This is a genomic window from Nocardia inohanensis NBRC 100128 (assembly GCF_001612945.1).
In the GTDB taxonomy this organism is placed as follows: Bacteria; Actinomycetota; Actinomycetes; order Mycobacteriales; family Mycobacteriaceae; genus Nocardia; species Nocardia inohanensis.
On record NZ_BDBK01000008.1, the window covers coordinates 140,746 to 159,711 of the forward strand.

Annotated in this window: 18 protein-coding genes and 1 pseudogene; 10 read left to right on the forward strand and 9 right to left on the reverse strand. The window is 68.2% G+C overall.

The features are described 5' to 3' along the window. Positions 1 to 4 precede the first annotated feature (4 nt). Both NI1_RS16385 and NI1_RS16390 read left to right on the forward strand, forming a co-directional pair. A complete protein-coding gene (locus NI1_RS16385; protein ID WP_067820944.1) occupies positions 5 to 712 on the forward strand; it encodes a class II aldolase/adducin family protein in 708 nt (235 codons plus the stop codon). Between the two features lie 28 nt (positions 713 to 740). Beyond that, the gene (locus NI1_RS16390; RefSeq protein ID WP_067820947.1) at positions 741 to 1,688 is read left to right on the forward strand and encodes an ABC transporter substrate-binding protein; all 948 of its coding nucleotides are present in this window, start codon (positions 741 to 743) and stop codon (positions 1,686 to 1,688) included. Positions 1,689 to 1,790: 102 nt separating this feature from the next. Here the strand turns inward: NI1_RS16390 and NI1_RS40255 are convergent. Together NI1_RS40255 and NI1_RS16400 are read right to left on the reverse strand one after the other, a co-directional pair. Next, positions 1,791 to 2,342, reverse strand: a pseudogene (locus NI1_RS40255) (hypothetical protein); the annotation flags it as partial. 87 nt (positions 2,343 to 2,429) lie between these two features. Continuing rightward, entirely contained in the window at positions 2,430 to 3,029 is a 600-nt protein-coding gene (locus tag NI1_RS16400; protein WP_245663250.1) for a TetR/AcrR family transcriptional regulator, read from the reverse strand. Positions 3,030 to 3,080: 51 nt separating this feature from the next. Here NI1_RS16400 and NI1_RS16405 point away from each other — a divergent pair, with 51 nt between their 5' ends. Beyond that, entirely contained in the window at positions 3,081 to 3,923 is an 843-nt protein-coding gene (locus NI1_RS16405; RefSeq protein ID WP_067820953.1) for an alpha/beta fold hydrolase, read from the forward strand. Here NI1_RS16405 and NI1_RS16410 read toward each other — a convergent pair. From NI1_RS16410 to NI1_RS16420, 3 genes are read right to left on the reverse strand one after another with little or no spacing between them, the layout of a single operon-like run. Further along, positions 3,842 to 5,443, reverse strand: a complete 1,602-nt coding sequence (locus NI1_RS16410) for a SulP family inorganic anion transporter (RefSeq protein WP_067820956.1) — start codon at positions 5,441 to 5,443, stop codon at positions 3,842 to 3,844. The two genes, NI1_RS16405 and NI1_RS16410, sit on opposite strands and share 82 nt — an antisense overlap. Positions 5,444 to 5,451: 8 nt before the next feature. Then, a complete protein-coding gene (locus NI1_RS16415) occupies positions 5,452 to 6,141 on the reverse strand; it encodes a cysteine hydrolase family protein (RefSeq protein WP_067820959.1) in 690 nt (229 codons plus the stop codon). Continuing rightward, positions 6,138 to 7,526, reverse strand: a complete 1,389-nt coding sequence (locus NI1_RS16420; protein WP_067820962.1) for an allophanate hydrolase — start codon at positions 7,524 to 7,526, stop codon at positions 6,138 to 6,140. Before NI1_RS16420 ends, NI1_RS16415 begins: the two co-directional genes overlap by 4 nt. Before the next feature lie 322 nt (positions 7,527 to 7,848). On the opposite strand from NI1_RS16420, the gene NI1_RS16425 reads away from it, so the two are divergent. From NI1_RS16425 to NI1_RS16440, 4 genes are read left to right on the forward strand one after another with little or no spacing between them, the layout of a single operon-like run. Continuing rightward, on the forward strand, positions 7,849 to 9,162 hold the full coding sequence (locus NI1_RS16425) for an ATP-binding protein (protein ID WP_067820966.1): 1,314 nt from the start codon (positions 7,849 to 7,851) through the stop codon (positions 9,160 to 9,162). Further along, positions 9,162 to 9,593: a roadblock/LC7 domain-containing protein gene (locus tag NI1_RS16430; RefSeq protein ID WP_067820969.1), complete on the forward strand. Its 432-nt coding sequence runs from the start codon at positions 9,162 to 9,164 to the stop codon at positions 9,591 to 9,593. Before NI1_RS16425 ends, NI1_RS16430 begins: the two co-directional genes overlap by 1 nt. Further along, positions 9,590 to 9,937 carry a DUF742 domain-containing protein gene (locus tag NI1_RS16435; protein ID WP_067708509.1) on the forward strand — a complete coding sequence of 116 codons (348 nt, stop codon included), beginning with the start codon at positions 9,590 to 9,592 and terminating at the stop codon, positions 9,935 to 9,937. Before NI1_RS16430 ends, NI1_RS16435 begins: the two co-directional genes overlap by 4 nt. Further along, complete coding sequence (locus tag NI1_RS16440; RefSeq protein ID WP_067820972.1) at positions 9,912 to 10,523, forward strand: GTP-binding protein; 612 nt, start codon at positions 9,912 to 9,914, stop codon at positions 10,521 to 10,523. Before NI1_RS16435 ends, NI1_RS16440 begins: the two co-directional genes overlap by 26 nt. On the opposite strand, the gene NI1_RS16445 is transcribed toward NI1_RS16440, so the two are convergent. After that, positions 10,504 to 10,839: a hypothetical protein gene (locus NI1_RS16445; RefSeq protein ID WP_067820975.1), complete on the reverse strand. Its 336-nt coding sequence runs from the start codon at positions 10,837 to 10,839 to the stop codon at positions 10,504 to 10,506. The two genes, NI1_RS16440 and NI1_RS16445, sit on opposite strands and share 20 nt — an antisense overlap. Before the next feature lie 176 nt (positions 10,840 to 11,015). On the opposite strand from NI1_RS16445, the gene NI1_RS16450 reads away from it, so the two are divergent. Next, positions 11,016 to 12,353, forward strand: a complete 1,338-nt coding sequence (locus NI1_RS16450) for a serine/threonine-protein kinase (RefSeq protein WP_067820977.1) — start codon at positions 11,016 to 11,018, stop codon at positions 12,351 to 12,353. Between the two features lie 151 nt (positions 12,354 to 12,504). After that, the gene (gene helR / locus NI1_RS16455) at positions 12,505 to 14,673 is read left to right on the forward strand and encodes an RNA polymerase recycling motor ATPase HelR (RefSeq protein ID WP_157535155.1); all 2,169 of its coding nucleotides are present in this window, start codon (positions 12,505 to 12,507) and stop codon (positions 14,671 to 14,673) included. A 31-nt stretch (positions 14,674 to 14,704) separates the two neighbouring features. Here the strand turns inward: helR and NI1_RS16460 are convergent, their stop codons facing one another. From NI1_RS16460 to NI1_RS16470, 3 genes are all read right to left on the reverse strand, one after another. Next, a complete protein-coding gene (locus NI1_RS16460; RefSeq protein WP_067820980.1) occupies positions 14,705 to 16,153 on the reverse strand; it encodes an amidase in 1,449 nt (482 codons plus the stop codon). 63 nt (positions 16,154 to 16,216) lie between these two features. Then, positions 16,217 to 17,461: a site-specific integrase gene (locus NI1_RS16465; protein WP_067820982.1), complete on the reverse strand. Its 1,245-nt coding sequence runs from the start codon at positions 17,459 to 17,461 to the stop codon at positions 16,217 to 16,219. Positions 17,462 to 17,475: 14 nt separating this feature from the next. Beyond that, positions 17,476 to 18,285, reverse strand: coding sequence for a class I SAM-dependent methyltransferase (locus tag NI1_RS16470; RefSeq protein ID WP_067820984.1), 810 nt, complete (start codon positions 18,283 to 18,285; stop codon positions 17,476 to 17,478). A gap of 82 nt (positions 18,286 to 18,367) precedes the next feature. On the opposite strand from NI1_RS16470, the gene NI1_RS16475 reads away from it, so the two are divergent. Further along, complete coding sequence (locus tag NI1_RS16475; protein ID WP_245663251.1) at positions 18,368 to 18,946, forward strand: TetR/AcrR family transcriptional regulator; 579 nt, start codon at positions 18,368 to 18,370, stop codon at positions 18,944 to 18,946. Positions 18,947 to 18,966 lie beyond the last annotated feature (20 nt).

Genomic DNA, 18,966 nt, shown 5'->3' on the forward strand with positions numbered 1-18,966 from the left:
CGCCTTGACCACCATCGAAACTCACCTCACCGACACCGTCCGCGAATTCGTCGACACCGTCACCCGCGATGCCGCCAAGGCGTTCCGGGTGCTGCGGGAAACCGGCACGGTGACCGGCAACGGCACCGTGAACTTCGTCGAACGCGTGCCGGGCACCGAGATCGCCGTCGCGCTCAACGAACCCGGCCCGTGGGCCGACGACCGCACCGTGCATCCGGTGGTCGCCACCTTCGACGGAGAAGTGCTGTCGGGCAAGGGATCCGCCGGATTCGTCACCGGCTACGCCAAGGTGTTCCGGGCCCACCCCGAGATCACCTCGGTGGTCCACGTGCACAGTCCGTGGCTGGGCGGCTGGGCGCAAACCCATCGCGTGTTCCCGATCCGCTACGCCGCCGTGCAGCGGCTGACCCTGTCCCGCGAGATTCCGCCGCACATCGACCGCAGTGTCGGCGCGGGCGACTTCATTCTCGATCAGCTGGCCCGGGACCCGGACCTGATCGCGATCTTCGAGGCCAACGGCGGCGCGAACGTCATCGGCCGCAAGGGCCTGCTCGACCTGGCCCAGCTGATCGTCCTGCTCGAGGAAGGCGCGCAGTATCAGGCCATCGCCGAATCCCTCGGCGGCTCCGTCGATTTCGACAAATCCAATCTCGCCGTCCAGTGGTCGCGCACCGGCCTGGCCGACGAAGCGCGCCGCCGCGGCCTGCTCTGACCATCCCCACTACTTCAGGAGTGCACCCGTGACCATCCGTGTCGGCTACTTCCCGCACAACAACTCCCTGTTCGTCCTGCGCCATCGCGGCATCCTCGAACGCGCCCTGCCCGATGTGGAATGGGTCGATCTGCGCACCCTGCCCGCGCCGGCCCCCGTCGATGTGAAGACCGCGTTGCCCGCCCAGCATTCGGATTACCTGTTCAGCGATCCCGGCTACGACTTCATCGGCACCGGCTTCACCCCGCCCATCACCGCGCTCGCCAACGATCGCGACATCGTCTACGTCGCCGTCTCCGGCCCGCGCGTCGAGAACGGCCGCCTGGTCACCAAGGCGGGTAACGGCATCGACTCGGTCGCCGACCTGAAGGGCAAGCGCGTCGGCATCGCCCACGGCTCCTGGCAGACCACCCTGCTGCTGCTGGCCCTCGACCAGGCGGGCCTGCACTGGTCCGATATCGAGCCCGTCGACACCGGCGTCAACGAAGGCGGCCCCCTGCTGCTGGACGGTGCCCTCGACGCTTGGATCGGCGCCTATCCGGGCCTGGCCGCCGTCGAAGTCGCCACCACCCTGCACACCCTCGTCGACACCGAATCCATCTTCTCCCACCCCTCGCTCTGGTTCACCCGCCGCGATTTCGCCGAATCGCACCCCGATGCCCTCCGCGCCATCATCGACGCGCTCCAGGAATCCGACGCCTGGATCACCGAAAACCCCCGCGCCGCAGCCCAATACTTCGTGGACGACATCACCTCCCGCGGCGGCACCGCCTCCCTCGACCACTGGGAAGCCGCCCTCCGCGGCCGCCCCTTCGGCCTGAACCCCGTCGGCCCCGAATTCCTCGCCGAACAACAACGCGCCGCCGACCTGCTCGCCGCCAACGGCCTGCTCCCCACGCGAATCCAGGTCGCCACCGCCGTAGACCCCGCGATCAACGACTACCTGGCGTCCTCGGCCGCGGTGCTCCAGCCGTGATGCGGTAACCGGCGGCGGCCGCTCAGGTCGCCGCCAGGAAGCATCCGGCGTGCAGTGTGGTACCGAAACCGGCTGCGAATTCGCCACTTTCGTAGACGAGTCGGTGAGACGGTGCACCGCCTGCGCGATCGTCATGAATCCGCGCTGGTGGACGCGTTCGAGCAGGCGGACGCCGAAGTTGTAGAAGGCCATATTGTGCAGGTGCGCGCCGGAATCGGCGAAACCCACCTGCACCCGGGGTGACCGTTGCAACCGGTCGAGGACATCGTCACGGTCGTTGGCGATGGTGGTGCGCCAGCGCAGTTCGGTGCCGTGTGCCACGGTCAGGTCCAGCAGTGCGTCGGCGGGTTCGATGCCGCGGATGCGGGCGACTTCGGCGAAGGACAGGCCGACGACGGAAGAGTCCGGGCAGGACACGATTTCGGCGTCGTCGAGGTTCCGATGCCAGACCCGGGGGCCGAACCGTTCGGCCACATCCCTGCGGAATCGGCGGAAGGGCACCGGTAGGTGTTGCCAGCGGAAGTTGCCGCCGGCCCGGTTGGTGAGCGCCGCTACCGCCGTCGCCGCACGGGCGACGGTGCGGTCGGCTTTGATGTCCGCGGCCGAGATCAGCGTGGTCTTGAGCGGTTTACGCTTCCGGCGGCCGAGGCTCTGCTCCAGTCGAAATCAACCATCGCGAGTCACCTTCTACCTTCGCGCGCCTGCCGGTAACCGCGAGTGTCGTGCCCACCGTGCCGGCTGTCAATGTGATTGCGCCCATGCCAAGATCGACTCTACCTGCGCGGCCATGGCGGCGCCGGAGGCGTGCAACGGCTCAGCCGAGCGCAGCGTCCGGCTGAGTATGAACGCCCCTTCGAGCGCCGACAGCACCGACAGGATGAGGGCGCGGGCTTCAGCTGCGGAAACCCCGCGGCGCGTGAAATACGTTGTGCCCTCATCGATCCAGGAACCGATCACTTCGGCGGCCACCGCCCGTAACTCGGGCTCGCTGTCGGCGATCTCCCCGGCGACCGTCCCGACCGGACACATATTGAGCCACCCGCCCTGCTCGATCACCTCCGCCGCGGAGGCGAACGCCGCTGGAACCGCCTGGCGCAGATCGTCGTACGGGTCCATCAGCATCGGCAGCAGCTGGATGTAGGCGGCCCCCGAACTCCGCAATGCCTCGGCCGCGATCTGCGGTTTGCCGCCCGGGAAATGGTGATAGAGCGAACCCATCTGCGCCTGAGCGGCTTCGGTGATCTGTTTGACCGTGATCGCGCTGTACCCGCGCACGCGCATCAACTCCGCGACCGCGCTCACCAGGCGATCCCGGGTATTCGTTGACATCTTCTCCGCCACTGCACCAGACTAGAGCAAACGCACTAGAGCGAATGCTCAAATGGAGGGGTTATGCCGAAAGTCGACCTTCCCGCCGGCCCGATCCACTACGAAGACCAAGGTCAAGGCCCTGTCGTGGTGCTGCTGCACGGCCTGCTGATGAATCACACCGTGTGGGACGAAGTGCTGCCGCTGTTGCCCGATGGCTTCCGCTACGTGCTGCCCGACCTGCCGCTGGGCGCGCATCCGGAACCCATGCACGAGGGCGCGGATCTGAGTCTGCGCGGTTTGAACCAGCTCATCGCGGACTTCCTGACCGCTCTGGATCTCGACGCGGTCACCCTCGTCCACAGCGACTGGGGTGGCGGCTTGTTCATGACCGCCTATGGCCTCGACAAACGCATCGCAAACCTGATCGTCCTGCCCTGCGAGGCCTTCGGCAATTTCCCGCCCGGTCTCCCCGGCAAGATGGCGAACGCCATTACCTACGTGCCCGGCGGAATCAGTCTCGCGCTCAGGCAATTACGCATTCCGTTCTTGCGCAACTCACCGATCATGTTCGGCTCGATGGCCAAACGCCCGCTGCCGGACGAAGTGGTGGTTGCTTGGACCGAACCCGGATTGCGGGACAAGCGCATTCGCCGCGATCTGATCGCCTACAACCACTCCGGGTTCCGCAAAGCCGAACTCATCGCGAATACCGAAGCCCTGCGCGGGTTCTCGGGGCGTGCCCTCATCCTGTGGTCGTCCGCGGGCAAGGTGATGCCCCGGGAGCACGGCCGTCGCCTGGCCGCCCTGATTCCCGGAGCCACCCTGGTCGAACTCGACGATGCCTATGTCTTGTCGATGCTCGACTCGCCTGAAGGGGTCGCCTCGGCCATGGGCGAGTTCCTGGTCGCCGGCAGGAAGGAATAGGCGAGGCAGACCAGGCCGAACAGCAGATAGCCGAGGGCCACCCGCGGTGCTGCGGCCCAATCGACTTCGGCCGCATGAATGAGGCCGATCCAGCTCAGCGCCGCGCCGACGATCGCGGCTGTCGCCGCGGCGCGGAAGCGTTTGTCGAGAATGAAGGTCACCATGGTGCCGAGCACCAGACCCGCCAGCACCGCACCCGCGCCGAGGGTTCGCAATCCGTCGTAGACGACGCCCGCTTGCCCGAGCGCGGCGGCGCCGACCTTGTCGGCGGAGGTGCCGGCGGCGCTCAGCGCATTGTCGATCTGGCCGACACCCCATTCGGCGAGGTTCGGCAGCAGGGCGGCCACCACCGCGACCGCGTGCAGTCGCGGCACCGCTTGGAAGGCTTGAGCGCCGATGAGCAGCCCGATGTAGAGCAGGATCGGGACGATGGCCGGAATGGGCAGCACGGTCGCGAGCAGCCCGAAAAGCCCCAGCAGGCACATGGATCCGATGGCCGCGCCGCTGGCCAGGGAGTAACCGGTGCGGCCGCCGGCATCCTTCCAGCCGGGATGACCGATGTACACGGCGGGCGGGAACGGCGAACCGAATCCGGACCCGATGATCGCGCCGAACCCGTCGGCCAGCAGCACGCTGCGCAGGTTGTAGTTGTCGCCCGCCGCGGCCGCGCTCTCCACATTGCTCATGGCCTCGGTGAAGTTGTATACCCCCAAGGGAACCGCGGTGGCCAGCAGCGGTGCGAGGTTCCCGAGGCCGTCGAAGAGCAGCCCGAGCCGCAGATCCGGCAGTCCGAGCGCGATATCGTGGGCGGCCTGGGTGACGTCGGGCACCGACATGTACCCGCCGATCCAGCCGATGGCGGTGCCCGCCAGCAACGCGACCAGGCCCACCGGAATGTTCCCGGGCAGCTTCACATCGGTGAAGAAGCCGATGAGAATGATTGCCAGCACCGGCAATCCGATCCAGGCCGCCTCCCACATCTGTGCGGCCGGCCGCATGGCGATGAAGGTGATGGAGATGCCCGCGAGGGTGCCGAGCATGGCCGCGCGCGGAGTGATCCGGCGAATGAAGGGTCCGACGAAGGCGCCGATCATGACGATCACGCCGATCATGAACGCCCACGCCAGCCCGGCGGCCCACGCCTGCGCCGGATCCCCGGTCTTCAGGTAGATCGGCAGCATCACCACGAACACCACGATGAACATGTGCGGCACGCTCGGCCCGTAGGGCAGCGCGGTCACCGTGGCGCGCTGCTCCCGGCGGGCCAGCCGCCGCGCCAGCAGCATGTAGTACAGGTTGCCCAGGACCAGGGCGATTCCCAAGGCGGGCAGCACCGTTCCGAGCACATCGGCGCTGGGAATCTTGACCACCGCGACGGAGAGCGTGGTCAGGGTGAGCACATTGACCAGGATGTTGAACGACAGCCCGAAGAAGGCATTGGTGTCGCCACGCGTCCACCACGGCAGGTGCAGTGGAACCGCGGGATCGGTGGCGTCGGTGAGTTCGGTATCGACGGACATGGTGATTCCTAAACCGGGGTGTTCGAGGGGGAGAGGGCGCCGAGAACGGCGGCGGAGTCCGCGACCCAGCCGAAGATGCCGCCCTGTGCGGCGATCATCTCCAGTCCGGCGCGCTGGAATTCCGGGAAATAGGAACCGACGCAGTCGGATACGACCAGGCATTCGTAGCCGCGATCATTGGCCTCGCGCACCGTGGTGTGCACGCAGACCTCGGTGGTGACACCGGTGACCAGCAGCGACCGGATACCGTTGCGCTCCAGCACGCCCGCCAGTCCGGTGGCGTAGAACGCGCCTTTGCCCGGTTTGTCGATGACGATCTCGCCCGCGACCGGAGCGAGTTCGTCGATGATGTCGTGCCCGTACTCGCCGCGCACCAGAATCCGCCCGAACCTGCCGATATCCCCGATGCGCTGAGCCGGGTTGCCGCGCAGCAGTTTCGCGGGCGGGCAATCCGACAGGTCGGGCAGATGCCCCTCCCGCGTATGGATGACGGGCATACCCGCCGCGCGCGCCGCCGCCATCAGCCGTGCGAGCGGTTCGATGACCGCCCGCAGCAGGCTCACGTCATTGCCGAGGCTCTCCCCGAATCCGCCCGGGAGCAGGAAGTCTCGTTGCATGTCGATGACGAGCAGCGCCGTCGACTCGGTGTCGAAAGGAAAGGGACCCGGCCGGGCCGGAACAGGTGAAACCGCTGTCATTTTCGTTCTTTCTGTCCGAGCCGGATATCCAATTGCGCCGGGGACAGGCGCGGCTCGTCACGGATGCGGGCGGCGGCGGTGAGCACCGCGTCGTCCGCGAGGGCGGGACCGAACACCATGGCCGAGACGGGCCGGCCGTCGGCGGCGGTGCCGATCGGCACCGCGATGGCGGTCAGGTCCAGCAGATTCCCGAAATGGGTGTAATGGCCGAGCATGGTATTGGTGGCGATCGGATCGGCCAGCACCTGATCGACGGTGAACGTGGTGCCGATGGTCGGCACCACCATCAGATCGAAATCGGCCCACACCCGGCTGACCTGTGCGCGCAGCTCCTGTAGGCGCTGCTGCGCGCGGAACACGTCCACGGCGTCGAATCGATAACCGCCGGTGAGGATTTCCCGGATAACCGGCAGCACCGAGTCCGGATGCTCCTGGAGGAACGTATCGAATTCCACCAGCCGCTCGGCCACCCACGGCCCCTGGTACAGCAGTTCGCCCGCCGCGAGAAACGGCCGCAGCGAGGCCGGCACGCACCGGAACCCGAGCCGCCCCAACCGGTCGCGGAAACCCAGATGCGCGTCCCGGAACACCGTGTCGCCGAAGAACTCCAGCTCCTCCACTCCCGGCAGCCCGACCCGCAGCTCCCCGCCGATGAAGCGCGGCCCCCGCTCCCGGCTCCACGGGTCCCGGGCATCCACCCCGGCCATGACCGCGAACGCTCGCTCGAGATCTTCGACGCAGGAGGCCATCAAGGTCATGCAGTCCAGTGACTTACACGCCGGAACCAAACCGACCGTGCTGATCAATCCGCGCGAGGGCTTCCAGCCCACGATCCCGTTGAGCGCCGCCGGCACCCGCCCCGATCCGGCCGTATCGGTGGCCACACAGAACGGCACCTGCCCGAGCGCCACCGCCCGCGCCGACCCCGAACTGGAGCCGCCGCAGATCAAGTCGCCCCCGAACACACTGCGCGGTATCGGATACGGGGTGCGGGTGCCGTTCAATCCGGTCGCGAACTGATCGAGATTGGTCTTGCCGACGAACAATGCCCCCGCATCCAGCAGCCGCCGCACGGCGGGCGCGGTCTCGGTCGCCACGTACGCGTAATCGGGGCACGCGAGGGTGGTCGGCCACCCCGCCACATCGATGCTGTCCTTCACCCCGAACGGCACCCCGTACAACGGCAGCGTGCGCGCCCCCGGCCGTCGCTCGATCGCCGCCGCCGCGGCCAGCAGCCGATCGCGCGGCACCGGCGTGATCCAGGTGCCGTCCGCGCCCCGCGCCGCGATGGCGTCCGCGACCCGCGTGGCGGTGGATATCGGCGAGCCGCTGCCGCTTTCGTGCGAAGCGAGAATCTCGGCGACCGTCGGCCCGGGGTTCCACATTCGTCGATTGTCGGAAGCGCGTATGAAGCCGGAAGTGTCCGAATGTATCGAGTGTGTTGCCGGGCCGCGGACCGGAGCGGCTTGCGTGCGTGTCGATCTCGATCCGGCGCGGCGGTGACCGGCCCCGAGTCACCGATCGGCTATTCACCGGTCCCGGACACGCGGCATCGGGCCTGGTCGACGCGCCGGGCGTCAAATCGACTGGGCCACAGTAGGTCTTGAAGCATGCAGCGCGATAGTGTCGAATTACTTGGCGTCAGAAATGATTCTGCTAGGGTGGCTGCGCCGAGCCTCGGATCGGACGGGAACGACAAGAGAATTGATGAATCAAGACACTGCCGTAGTCCTGGCGTGGGTGCTCGCTGCCGCGCTCGTCCTGGCCCTCGCCGCAGCGGGTTTCGCGTGGCGCGCGGTCTTGCAGCAACGATCCCGCGCACGGGAGCTCCGCCGGGAGCTGGCCGAGCAGCAGGAGGCGTTCGAGCGCGAGCTCGCCGCGCGCGAGGAGGCCCTCGCTCAGCGTGAGGCCGCCGCGCAGCAGGCCGCCGCGCAAGCCGCCGCCGCCGCGCGCGGAGAGACCGAAATCGCCGCCCGGGAGGTGACCCGGGCCGCGGTGCGCGCCTTCGGCACCTCCGTGGTGAGTATCGGTGCCGACGTCGGGCCGGTGCTCAGCGGTGCGCTGCGCGTGCACCGCGACGACGAGGTGTACGAAACCCTCACCCGCATCGACCATTCGGTACAGCAGATGGTCCGCCAGGCACAGTCCTATGTGATCGTCTGCGGTGGCCTGCCCGGCCGCCGCTGGCCGCAGCAGACGCTGACCGATGTGGTCGGCGGTGCGATCGGGCGCGTGCGCGACTTCACCCGGGTGCGCCCCACCCAGCTGGATCGCACCGTGGTCAGTCGCGCGGTGGAGCCGCTGGTGCACACCGTGGCGACGCTGCTGGACAACGCGCTGCGCTATTCGCCGCCCACCTCGTTCGTGGATGTCGCCTTCCAGGAAGGCCATCACGGCGTCACGCTGATCATCGACGATGCCGGTGTGCGGATGAACGCCGAACAGCTCGAGGAGGCCCGGCAGCTGCTGGCGGGCGAGCGCACCGTCGACATCCACCAGCTCGGACCCTCACCGCGCGTGGGCATTCCGGCGGTGGCCGCACTGGCCCGGCGTTACGGTTTCGCCGTGTACGTCGACGGCCCCAACGTGTACGGCGGTATGCGCGCGATGGTCTTCGTGCCCGACGCTCTGCTGGTCGCCGGCGCCGCCGGCCCGGACACCGTGCAGGTCTCGCCGATCCCGGTCTCCTCCATGGTCGTCGAATCGCCGCGGGTGTCCAACCCGGTGGAACCGGTGGCCCTGGTCCAGGAGCCGATCGCCCCCGCCCCGGCCCCCGTCGCCCTGGTTCCGGAACCGGTCTCCATCGCCCCGGAACCGGCCGCAGGTGAACCGGAACCGGATTCGGGCACCGATATCACCCCCGGCGGGCTGCCGAAACGACGCCGCCGCGCGGTGGCGGCCGTTCCCACCGAGTCCGCCCTCACCACCGGCCCGGCCCGGCCCGAAGTCGTCGCCGCATGGCATAGCGGCTCCCAGCGCGGCCGCGCGGCCGCGATCGACCAACCCGAAGGGATGTCCTGATGACCACACCCGGTACGGCGATCACCGACAGCAACAAGCTCGCCTGGCTACTCGAAGACCTCAAGGTCACCGGAGTGCGCTTCGCCGTGCTGCTGTCCGAGGACGGCTTACGGATCTCCAATACCCGCGGCATCACCGTCGAGGACGCCGAGCGCTTCTCGGCCGCCGCGTCCGGTCTGCGTTCGCTCGGCAAGGCGCTCGCCGAGTTCTGCGGCGGCGTGGTCGATAACGGTGTGCGGCAGTCGATGACCGAGTACGGCGAGGGGATGATCTTCATTACCGCCGCCGGTGCGGGCGCGCTGCTGGGTGTGTCCACCACCCACGACGTGGATGTCAGCCTGATCGCGCATCGGATGAACGAGCTCGCCGCCCGGGTCGGTCACGAGCTAGGCAGTATGTCGCGCAACAGAGCGGACGCTGGCCGGCCATGAGCCGCCCGCGGCGCGATCCGGACCTGGTCCGGGCGTATGTGCGCACGGGTGGGCGGTCGCGGCCGACGCGCCACCTGGATCTGGTGACACTGGTTGTCTCCGCGAAGGATCCGGGGGTGGGCGCGTCGACCGATGCCCGTCGCATCATCGAGGTGTGCCGTCGTGGCGCACTCTCGATCGCCGAACTCTCGGCATATCTGGACCTGCCCCCGTCCGTGGTGAAGATCGTCACAGCCGATCTGCTCGACAGCGGTCACCTGGTCGCCCCCGCCCCGGCAGAAGTGCTGCCGGACACCGCTTTGCTCGAGGAGGTACTCAATGGGCTCCGCGCTCTCGCCGTCTGAGCTCGTTGTCGACTATGTGCCGCAGACCGTGACCCGATCGGTGAAGTTGCTGGTAGCAGGCAACTTCGGGGTCGGGAAGACCACGTTCGTCGGCAGCGTGTCGGAGATCCGGCCGCTGCGCACCGAGGAGACGATCACCGAGGCCAGCGTCGGCATCGACGATATGGCCGGGCTGCCGGGTAAATCCACCACCACCGTGGCGATGGATTTCGGCCGTATCACGCTGAATCCGCAGCTGGCGCTGTACCTGTTCGGCACGCCCGGACAGCGGCGCTTCCTGCCCATGTGGGAAGAGCTGTCGGTGGGTGCGCTGGGTGCGCTGGTGCTGGTCGACACCCGGCGCATCGAGAAGGCCGACGAGGTGCTCTCGGTGCTCGAGGAGCGCGGGGTGCCGTACTCGGTCGCGGTCAACGAATTCGAAGGCGCGCAACGGTTTCCCCTGGAGGAGATCCGCGACGCCCTGGATCTGGCCCCTGGCACACCGCTGACCAGCCTCGATGCCCGTGATCGTGCGCGCTGCCTGCAATCGCTGATCACCTTGGTGGAGTATCTGTTCCAGCGGCAGACTACGGGTCGAGCACGTTGAACGGGGCCTCCCGCGGGCCTTGATCCAGCGGGGTGCTCCAGCTCGGTCCGGTGCTCGGCGCCGTCCACACCGGACCCGAGCCGGGCGGTCGCGCGCAGTCGAGGGGGTATTGCGCGGGCGGCGGTTGTGGTGCGGGGTCCGGAATTGCCGGAGCCGGGAGCGCGGGAGCCGGTGCGCCGCAATCGAGCACGCAGGATCCGGGCGGGCCGGGAATGCCGGGTTGCGGATAGTTCGGGTCCGGCAGCGCGAGCATTCCGATCGCCGGCACGCTGACCACCGCTGTCACCCCGAAACCGATCGCGACTATGAACGCCATCGACTCGACTCCCTTCCGCGAAGCTGTGACAGGCAGGCGATAGCCGGTGCCCGGGTAGGTAAACCTGCCGGTAGTGCCCGGACCGGGTGCGCGCGGGGCGGGGCCGGTCGGTAGGCTCAGGCACCGTCGTGCCAGGGATATTGCTGCCGTGGCCACGCTGGGTAGGAGGTTGTTGCGTGCCGCTGCTGCACGGGAATGTGTTGGCCGGCTACACCATCGAGCGATTGCTCGGGGTGGGCGGTATGGGGGCGGTTTATCTAGCACGGGATCCACGAACCGACCGGTTGGTGGCCCTCAAGGTCTTCAATGATGCCTTCGCCGCGCGCGAACAAGGACGGACCGCCTTCGCCCGCGAGGCCGGATTGCTGGCGGGGCTCGAGCATCCCAATATCGTGGCGGTCGCCGACCACAGCGGTAGCGGTGACGAACAGCTCTGGATCGCAATGGAATTCATCGACGGCATCGATGCGGCGCGCCTGATCGCCGACGCCGGGACGCTCGATCCGGAGCATGCTGTCGAGTTGATCTCGCAGGCCGCCGACGGACTCGCCCACGCCCATGCGGCGGGCGTGGTGCACCGCGACGTGAAACCCGCGAATCTGCTGGTGGAACCGTCGGATTCGGCCGCCGAGCGCCTGCTCGTCACCGATTTCGGGATCGCCCGCGCGCTGGGGGAGACCGCCACCGCGGGCAATATGACCGCCACCTTCGCCTACGCCGCCCCGGAACGCTTCCAGGACGCGCCGATCGACGAACGCGCCGACGTCTACTCGCTCGGCTGCACCCTGTTCGAATTCCTCACCGGCCAGCCGCCCTTCCCGCGCAATGATCCCGCCGCGGTCATGATGGCTCATCTCTTCGAACCGTCGCCGCCCGCCAGTGCGATCCGCCCCGAACTCCCAGCGGCGCTGGACGCCGTGCTCGCGACCGCGCTCGCCAAGGATCCCGGCGAGCGGTTCGCGGACTGCCGGGCCTTCGCTCTCGCCGCGCGCCAAGCGCTGACCACGGCCGATTCGGTTTCCACGCAGCCGAATACCGGGGATCCCGCTGCCGCCGAGCCCGCACCCGCACCATCCGTGGCCGGCACGCCGCCTCGACCGCGCACCCGCCCGGTCAGTCTCGGTACCGCGGCGGCCGCCACCCTACTGGCCGGTGGCGTCGCGGTGCTCGCCCTCGCGATGTCACCCGGACGAGACCACTTCCACAGTGGCGCAGCGGCTCCCACCGGCACCACGCAGCCGCCAACCTCGCTCGTCCAGGATCCGGCCGTTCCCGCGCGCATCCCGGCGGCGCTCACCGAACCCGCACCGGTCATCGAACCGGTTGTGTCGGAAGATGTTTCGGCCGCCGCCCGCGCCCAATGCCAGGCGTACGTGACGGTGGTCCAGCAGAACGGGGTCGACGGCGCGCTCGCGATCATCGAAGCCGAACCGGCGTGGAGTCTCGCGTCCGCGACAGAACAGGCGACGGTGCGCGAGGCGGTCCGGCTGGCCGGTGGCGGAGAATGCGGATAACCGGGCCCACACAGGCCGGCGCATAGAAAAAGGAAGGAGTACTACTCCTTCCCACTCTCAACTTATACCGCACCCCGGGGCTTGCGGCAAGACCCCGGGTATGCCGCAGAATCGCTCATCGAAGCTCGAACCTGCGGAAATGGAGTTGTGAATGGGTGCTGCCGACGTGAACTCGCCGACCATCGACGCTTTCGATCTTCCGGAGCGGCTCGCCGCGAAGGCCGACCCGGTATTGATCGCCGAAGACCGGCGGCATTTCGCGGCGATCGCGACCAGCCTCGAACAGTCCATCAAGGACCTGTCCGACCGGCTCGACGCCGTCCGCAAAGCGCCGGTCTCGCTCGGGCAGGAAGCTGTGGACCGGGACTACGAGGTCCGCCAGCTGAACAACCGGCTGCGCGGCCTGCGCCGCTTCGGCCTGGACCTGTGCCTCGGGCATTTCATCGGAGCGGACAGCGCCGAACCCGTGTATGTCGGGCGGCTCGGGCTGACCGACAGCGCGGGCGAGCGGTTGCTGGTCGACTGGCGGTCTCCGGCGGCCGAGCCGTTCTTCGCCGCGACGCACGGCAATCCGATGGGGTTGATCCGCCGTCGCCGGTACCGCTGGACGCTGGGCCGGATCAGCGATTATTGGGACGAGGTCTTCACGGCGGACGGGTTGGAGAACGACGCCGCGCTCGATGACCAGTCCGCCTTCATCGCCAGCCTGGGCAGCAATCGGTCGGCGCGGATGCGCGATGTGCTGGGCACCATCCAAGCCGACCAGGACGCGATCATCCGTGCCGGATCGCAGGGCGCGCTCGTGGTCGACGGCGGTCCGGGTACCGGTAAGACCGTGGTGGCGTTGCACCGTTCGGCCTACCTGCTCTACGCCGATCCGCGACTGGGGCAGCGCCGGGGCGGGGTGTTGTTCGTCGGTCCCTCCCGCCCGTACCTGTCCTATGTGGCCGATGTGCTGCCCAATCTCGGTGAGGAAGGGGTGCAGTCCTGCACGCTGCGCGATCTGGTCACCGAAGGGGCGGGGGCGCGTGCCGAGTCCGATCCGGAAGTGGCGCGGCTCAAGTCCTCCGCGGATCTGGTGGCGGCCGTCGACGCGGCCGTGAAGTTCTACGAGACGCCCCCGAAGAAGGGCATGATGGTCGGCACCGACTGGGCCGATGTCTGGCTCAGCCCCGCCGATTGGGCCGAGGCATTCGACGCACCGGAAGCCGGCACCCCGCACAACGAAGCCCACGAGCAGATCTGGGATGTGCTGGTCACCATCCTCGCCGAGAAGCACGACAACGATGTGCCACGCGACGAACTGCGCGAATCCCTGTGGCGGAACAAGGAATTGCGCACCGAACTCAATAACGGCTGGACGCTGATCGAAGCGGCCGACCTGGTCGCCGACCTCTGGTCGGTCCCCGCCTACCTGCGCAAATGCGCGCCCTGGCTGACCGCCGAGGAGGTGCGGAAGCTGCAACGCCCGGACCCGAAGAACTGGACCGTGTCCGACCTGCCCTGGCTCGATCTCGCGCGCCAGCGGCTCGGCGATCCGGAAGCGGCGGTGCGCAAGCGCCGCCAGGAGGCCGTCCTGGCGGGCGAACGCGCCCGCATGGCCGATGTCATCGGCGACCTGATCGCCTCTGCCGTGCACGACGACGGCGAGGGCCTGATGACCATGCTGCGCCAGCAGGACCTGAAGGACACCCTCGTCGACGAATCCGCGCTCACCACAATCGAACCCGACCAGCTCGCCGGCCCCTTCGCGCACATCGTCGTCGACGAAGCCCAGGAACTCACCGACGCGGAATGGCAGATGCTGTTGCAGCGCTGCCCATCCCGCAGCTTCACCATCGTCGGCGACCGCGCCCAGGCCCGGCACGGCTTCGTCGAAACCTGGCAGGAACGACTCGAACGAGTCGGCCTCGACCGCATCAAGGTCGCGGGCTTGACCGTGAACTACCGCACCCCCGAAGAGGTCATGGCCGAAGCCGAACCGGTGATCCGCGCCGCCCTGCCCGACGCCAACGTCCCGACCTCCATCCGCAGCAGTGGCCTGCCCGTCGTCCACGGCCCCACCTCGGACCTGCACTCGATCCTCGACAACTGGCTGACCGAGCACAGCGAGGGAATCGCCTGTGTCATCGGCGATCCCGCGTTCGAGGAAACGGCCCGCGTCCGTTCGCTGACCCCGGAATCGGCCAAGGGTCTCGAATTCGACCTGGTCGTTCTCATCGATCCGCAGGAGTTCGGTTCGGGCATCGAGGGCGCGGTCGATCGCTACGTCGCGATGACACGAGCGACCAGTCAGCTGGTCGTACTCACCTCCGAATGAAAGCGCCCCGGCCGCCCGCCATTTCGCGAAGCTACGGGGCTCGGAAGCCGCCGATCCGCTGCTCGAGCAGTTCGGCCAGCCGCAACGGGGTGCGGTCCTCGAACTTCGGGCCGATGAGCTGCACTCCGACCGGCAGGCCGTCGGGGGACAGGCCCGTGGGTATGGCCGTGGCGGGCAGGCCGGGCATGGTGGCGACGCCGGCCCAGACGAGTTGGTCGAAGTAGGGGTACTCGACGCCGTCGATGTCGATGCGCCGGTTCTCCAGACTTCCGTTGTGGTCGTGCGGGAAAGCGGGAGTGGGGGTGATGGGGCATATCACGGCATCGAATTCGGTGAAGAGCTGTCGCCAGCCCTGGCGGTGGAGTTGGCGGCGGTGGTCGGTCGCGACCCAGTCGCGGTGGCTGAGGACCATGCCGCGTAGCCGTGCGGCGTCGAGGCTGTGGTCGTCCGCGTTCAGGGCGGCGGCGCGGGCCCGCAGCTGTTCGTATACCTCGATGGGGAGGCCGGCGGCGGCGTTCGACAGCATCAGCTGCATGTAGAGCGATGCGGCTTCGGTGAGGTCCGGTAGCAGCGGGGTGTGCCGTGCGATGTGAGCGCCCGCGTCGGCGAGTGCGGCGGCGACACGGTTCACGCCCGCCCGCACCGCTGATCCGGTCGGGATGAGCGGATGGTCTTCGATGATCAGGACGCGGAAGTCCGACAGGTGTTCGTGGCGGGCGGGCGGCAGTGCGAGGTCGTAGGCGATGCCGTGGGTCAGCGGGTCCGGTCCGGCCATCACGTCCAGCAGCAGCGTGAGATCGCGGGCGGTGCGGGCCATCGGTCCGACTACGGCGAGGTCGAGGTCGATCGGCAGGGCGGGCGCGGGCGGGGCGATCATGCCGCGGGTCGGGGCCAGACCGAGGGTCGGCTTGTGCGAGTAGATGCCGCAGAAGTGCGCGGGGGTGCGTAGCGAACCGGCGAGGTCGGAGCCGATGGACAGCGCGCCGAATCCGGCCGTCAGGGCCGCCGCCGAGCCGCCGGACGACCCGCCCGAGGTGCGGGCGTGATCCCACGGGTTGTTGGTGGTGCCGTAGATCTCGTTGAAGCTCTGGATATCTCGCAGTGTCACCGGCACATTGGTCTTGCCGAGGATCACCGCGCCGGCGGCCTTCAACCGCGCCACCTGTACCGCGTCCTCGGTCGCCACATGGTTCGCGTTGTGCGGCAGGCCCCAGGTCGTGGGCAGCCCGGCCATGTCGTAGGACTCTTTGACCGTGACCGGTATACCGAGCAGCGGCCGGTCCTCACCACGGGCCCGCGCCCGGTCCGCTTCGCCCGCGGCGGCCCGCGCCCGGTCGAAGTCCGGCACACAGATCGCGTTGATTGCCTTGTCGTCGCGCTCGATTCGAGCGATCGCCTCGTCGGTCAGCTCCACCGAGGTCACCGCACCGGCCCGCAATGCGGTCGCCAGTTCTTCGGCCGATCGATAACTCCACTCCATGAATCCGACGGTATCGGGGTGCCGGAGAAGCCATAAAACTTCACTTCGCGCAATCGGCGAAAGTCAAAGACCGAGTTTGGTTACGGCATTGTCTTCGAGGGGATTCGCGGTCCGGATGTAGCCGTGCACGGTGCGCGGGTTGGACCAGCGGCCCTGGCGCATGATCTCGCGATCGCTGGCCCCGCCCAATGCGGCCTGGGTGGCGAATCCGGCACGCAGGGAATGCCCGGAGAACAGGTCGGGGTCGAGACCGGCCCGGGCCGCATAGCGTTTGACGAGTTCGGCCACCGCACGGCCGGACATGGCGGAGTCCCCGATGCCGCCGTGCCGGGAAATCGTCGGGAACAGTGGCAGATCCGGGTCGGTGAGGGTGGTACCGGTGAATCCGTGGCAGCGGTGAATAGCGGTCTCGGCGGGGCGATCGCCGTCCACCCAGGCGGACAGCCCGAGCGGATTCGCGATATGCGCCTCGCGCAGCCGAATCCAATCGGCGAAAGCGCACACCGGGCAGGTATGCGGACGCTGCCCGCGCGGCAGCGCGACCCGCTGCTCGTTCACACCGGTGGGATCGGTTTTGGTGGTGGGCAATTGCAGCAGCAACAGCGGCTCACCACTGTGGTGATCGGTATGCACCCGCACATCGCTGATCCGCAGCCCCGCGAGCTCACTGCGCCGCAGCGCCCCCGCGAATCCGACCAGCAGCAGCAAACCATCGCGCCGGCGTGCCGGTTCGGTCGGCCAGCCCGCCGCCGGTAGTTCGCTCAGCAATTGATCCAAGGTATGCAACAACACCGGCCGCTTCCGCTTCGGCTGACTACGCCGCGTCCGCCGAATACCGCGCAATGTCAACCGCACCACATCGGCCCGGGTGGGGGAGGGCAGCCCGTTCGCGGCATGCACCGCCGCGATGGCGGCCGCCTTCCGTTCGAGAGTGGCCGCGCTGAAAGCCCATTCGCCGTTCTCGCGCCGCGCATCAGCCGCCGCTGCCAGATAAACGGCCACATCCAATGCATCCGCCGGCAACGCCTGCCGGGATTCCCCCAAACACCATCCCGCCCAAGCGATCCAATCCGTCCGATAAGCCCGCAACGTATTGGCCGACTGCGAAGCCTCCAGATACCGCCGCAACGACCCGGCCTGCTCATCATCGAACCGCTCCCGAACCAATTGCAGCGCAGCGGTATCCACCAGCACACTCCGCACCCCGCGCCGCAATTCGGTCCGCACCGCATCCGGCACCGCGATCACCGCCCCCCGCGCCGCACCCTCGGACTCCACAACCCCCTGTGATTCCACCGGTCCGACCATCCCCCGACCCTACGTCACCTCTGGCGAATCGCTGTGACGGCGAGGGTGGTGTAGGGCATGGTGAAGCTGCCGCCCAGGGCATCGATGGCCGCGCCGACCGCATCGTGGATCGGGGCTTGCTGTTCGTCGGAGAGCCGGGTGAGTGGGCCCTGTGTCGGGAGCAGGTCCAGCCAGGCGTCGCGGGTGTAGTCGAGTTCCCAGTCGAAGCGCCACTGCTCGGGTTCGTCGAAGCGGGCGGCGGCACGGATTCCGGTGGTGGCGGTGTCGATCATGTGCTGGTAGCTGTCGATCGCCGAGGTGACGGCTCCCGGATCGAACGGGGAGTCGGGGACCGCCTGCCGGAAGGCTGCCCAGAAGGCGTCCATGACAGATGCGGGCGGTTGGAATGCGTTCCAGAACAATGCTATTCGGCCGCGAGGGCGCAGTATGCGCGCCACTTTCGCCGCGCCGGCGACCGGATCGACCCAATGCCAGGTTTGCGCGGCGATGGCGGCGTCGAAGGTGCGGTTCGCCGGGTCCCAGTTCTCGATGGTCGCCACTTCGACCGGGATGCCGCTCTGCCGGGCGAACTCGGCCATACGCGAGTCGGGTTCGACGCCGAGCATTCGGCAGCCGTGGGCTCGGAACTGCCGGGCGGCAATGCCGGTGCCGCAACCGATATCGAGAAGCTCGGGACCGGGACTCTCGGCGATGACCCGGCGCACCAGGGCTTCGGGGTAGCGGGGTCGAGTCCGGTCGTAGCGTTCGGGATTCACCCCGAACGATTCCGCCACCTGCCGTAGCCGGTGCGGTTCCTGCGGCACTTCCGGTCGTATAGTGGGCATGCGCCCACCATAGTGGGCGCATGCCCACTCGACAAGGTGGTGGGCGATTGAACGAAGGGAAATCGGCACGGTGCCAACGGGTGTGGCGATTCGCGATGCACGCGAGCAGCTGTTCGAAGCGGCCGAACGCATCCTGCTGCGCGACGGTCCGAGTGCTTTGACCAGCCGCGCGGTCACAACGGAAGCGGGCTGTGCCAAGGGCGTGCTGCATCGCCATTTCGCGGACTTCGATGCGTTCCTGGTGGAGCTGGTTCAGGATCGGATCGTCAGGGTGCAGCGGCAGTCCGAGGCCCTGAATGCCTCTGCCGGTTCGGGTTCGGTGGTCGAAAACCTCACGGAGGCAATCTCACTGGCGTTCGGGCCGGTCGCGGTGGCGGTCGTCAGCCTGATCACCTTCCGGGACGAGGTGCGTTCCCGGCTGCGCGCGACCCGGCCGGTCGGTGTTCCGCTCATTGCCGATATCGCCGAGATGATCGCGTCCTACTTGAGGGTGGAACGCGAGCTCGGGCGGCTCGAGCGTTCCACCGACATCGACACCCTCGCGCCCACGCTGATCGGCGCCGGGCATCTGCTGTTCGCCGACCGGACCGGCGCCCCGCCCACTCCGGAGGCCGTCCGATCGATGGTCACGGCCGTCGTGGGCGCGAGCGCGACCGGATAGGCCCGGCCGCTCACCGGATC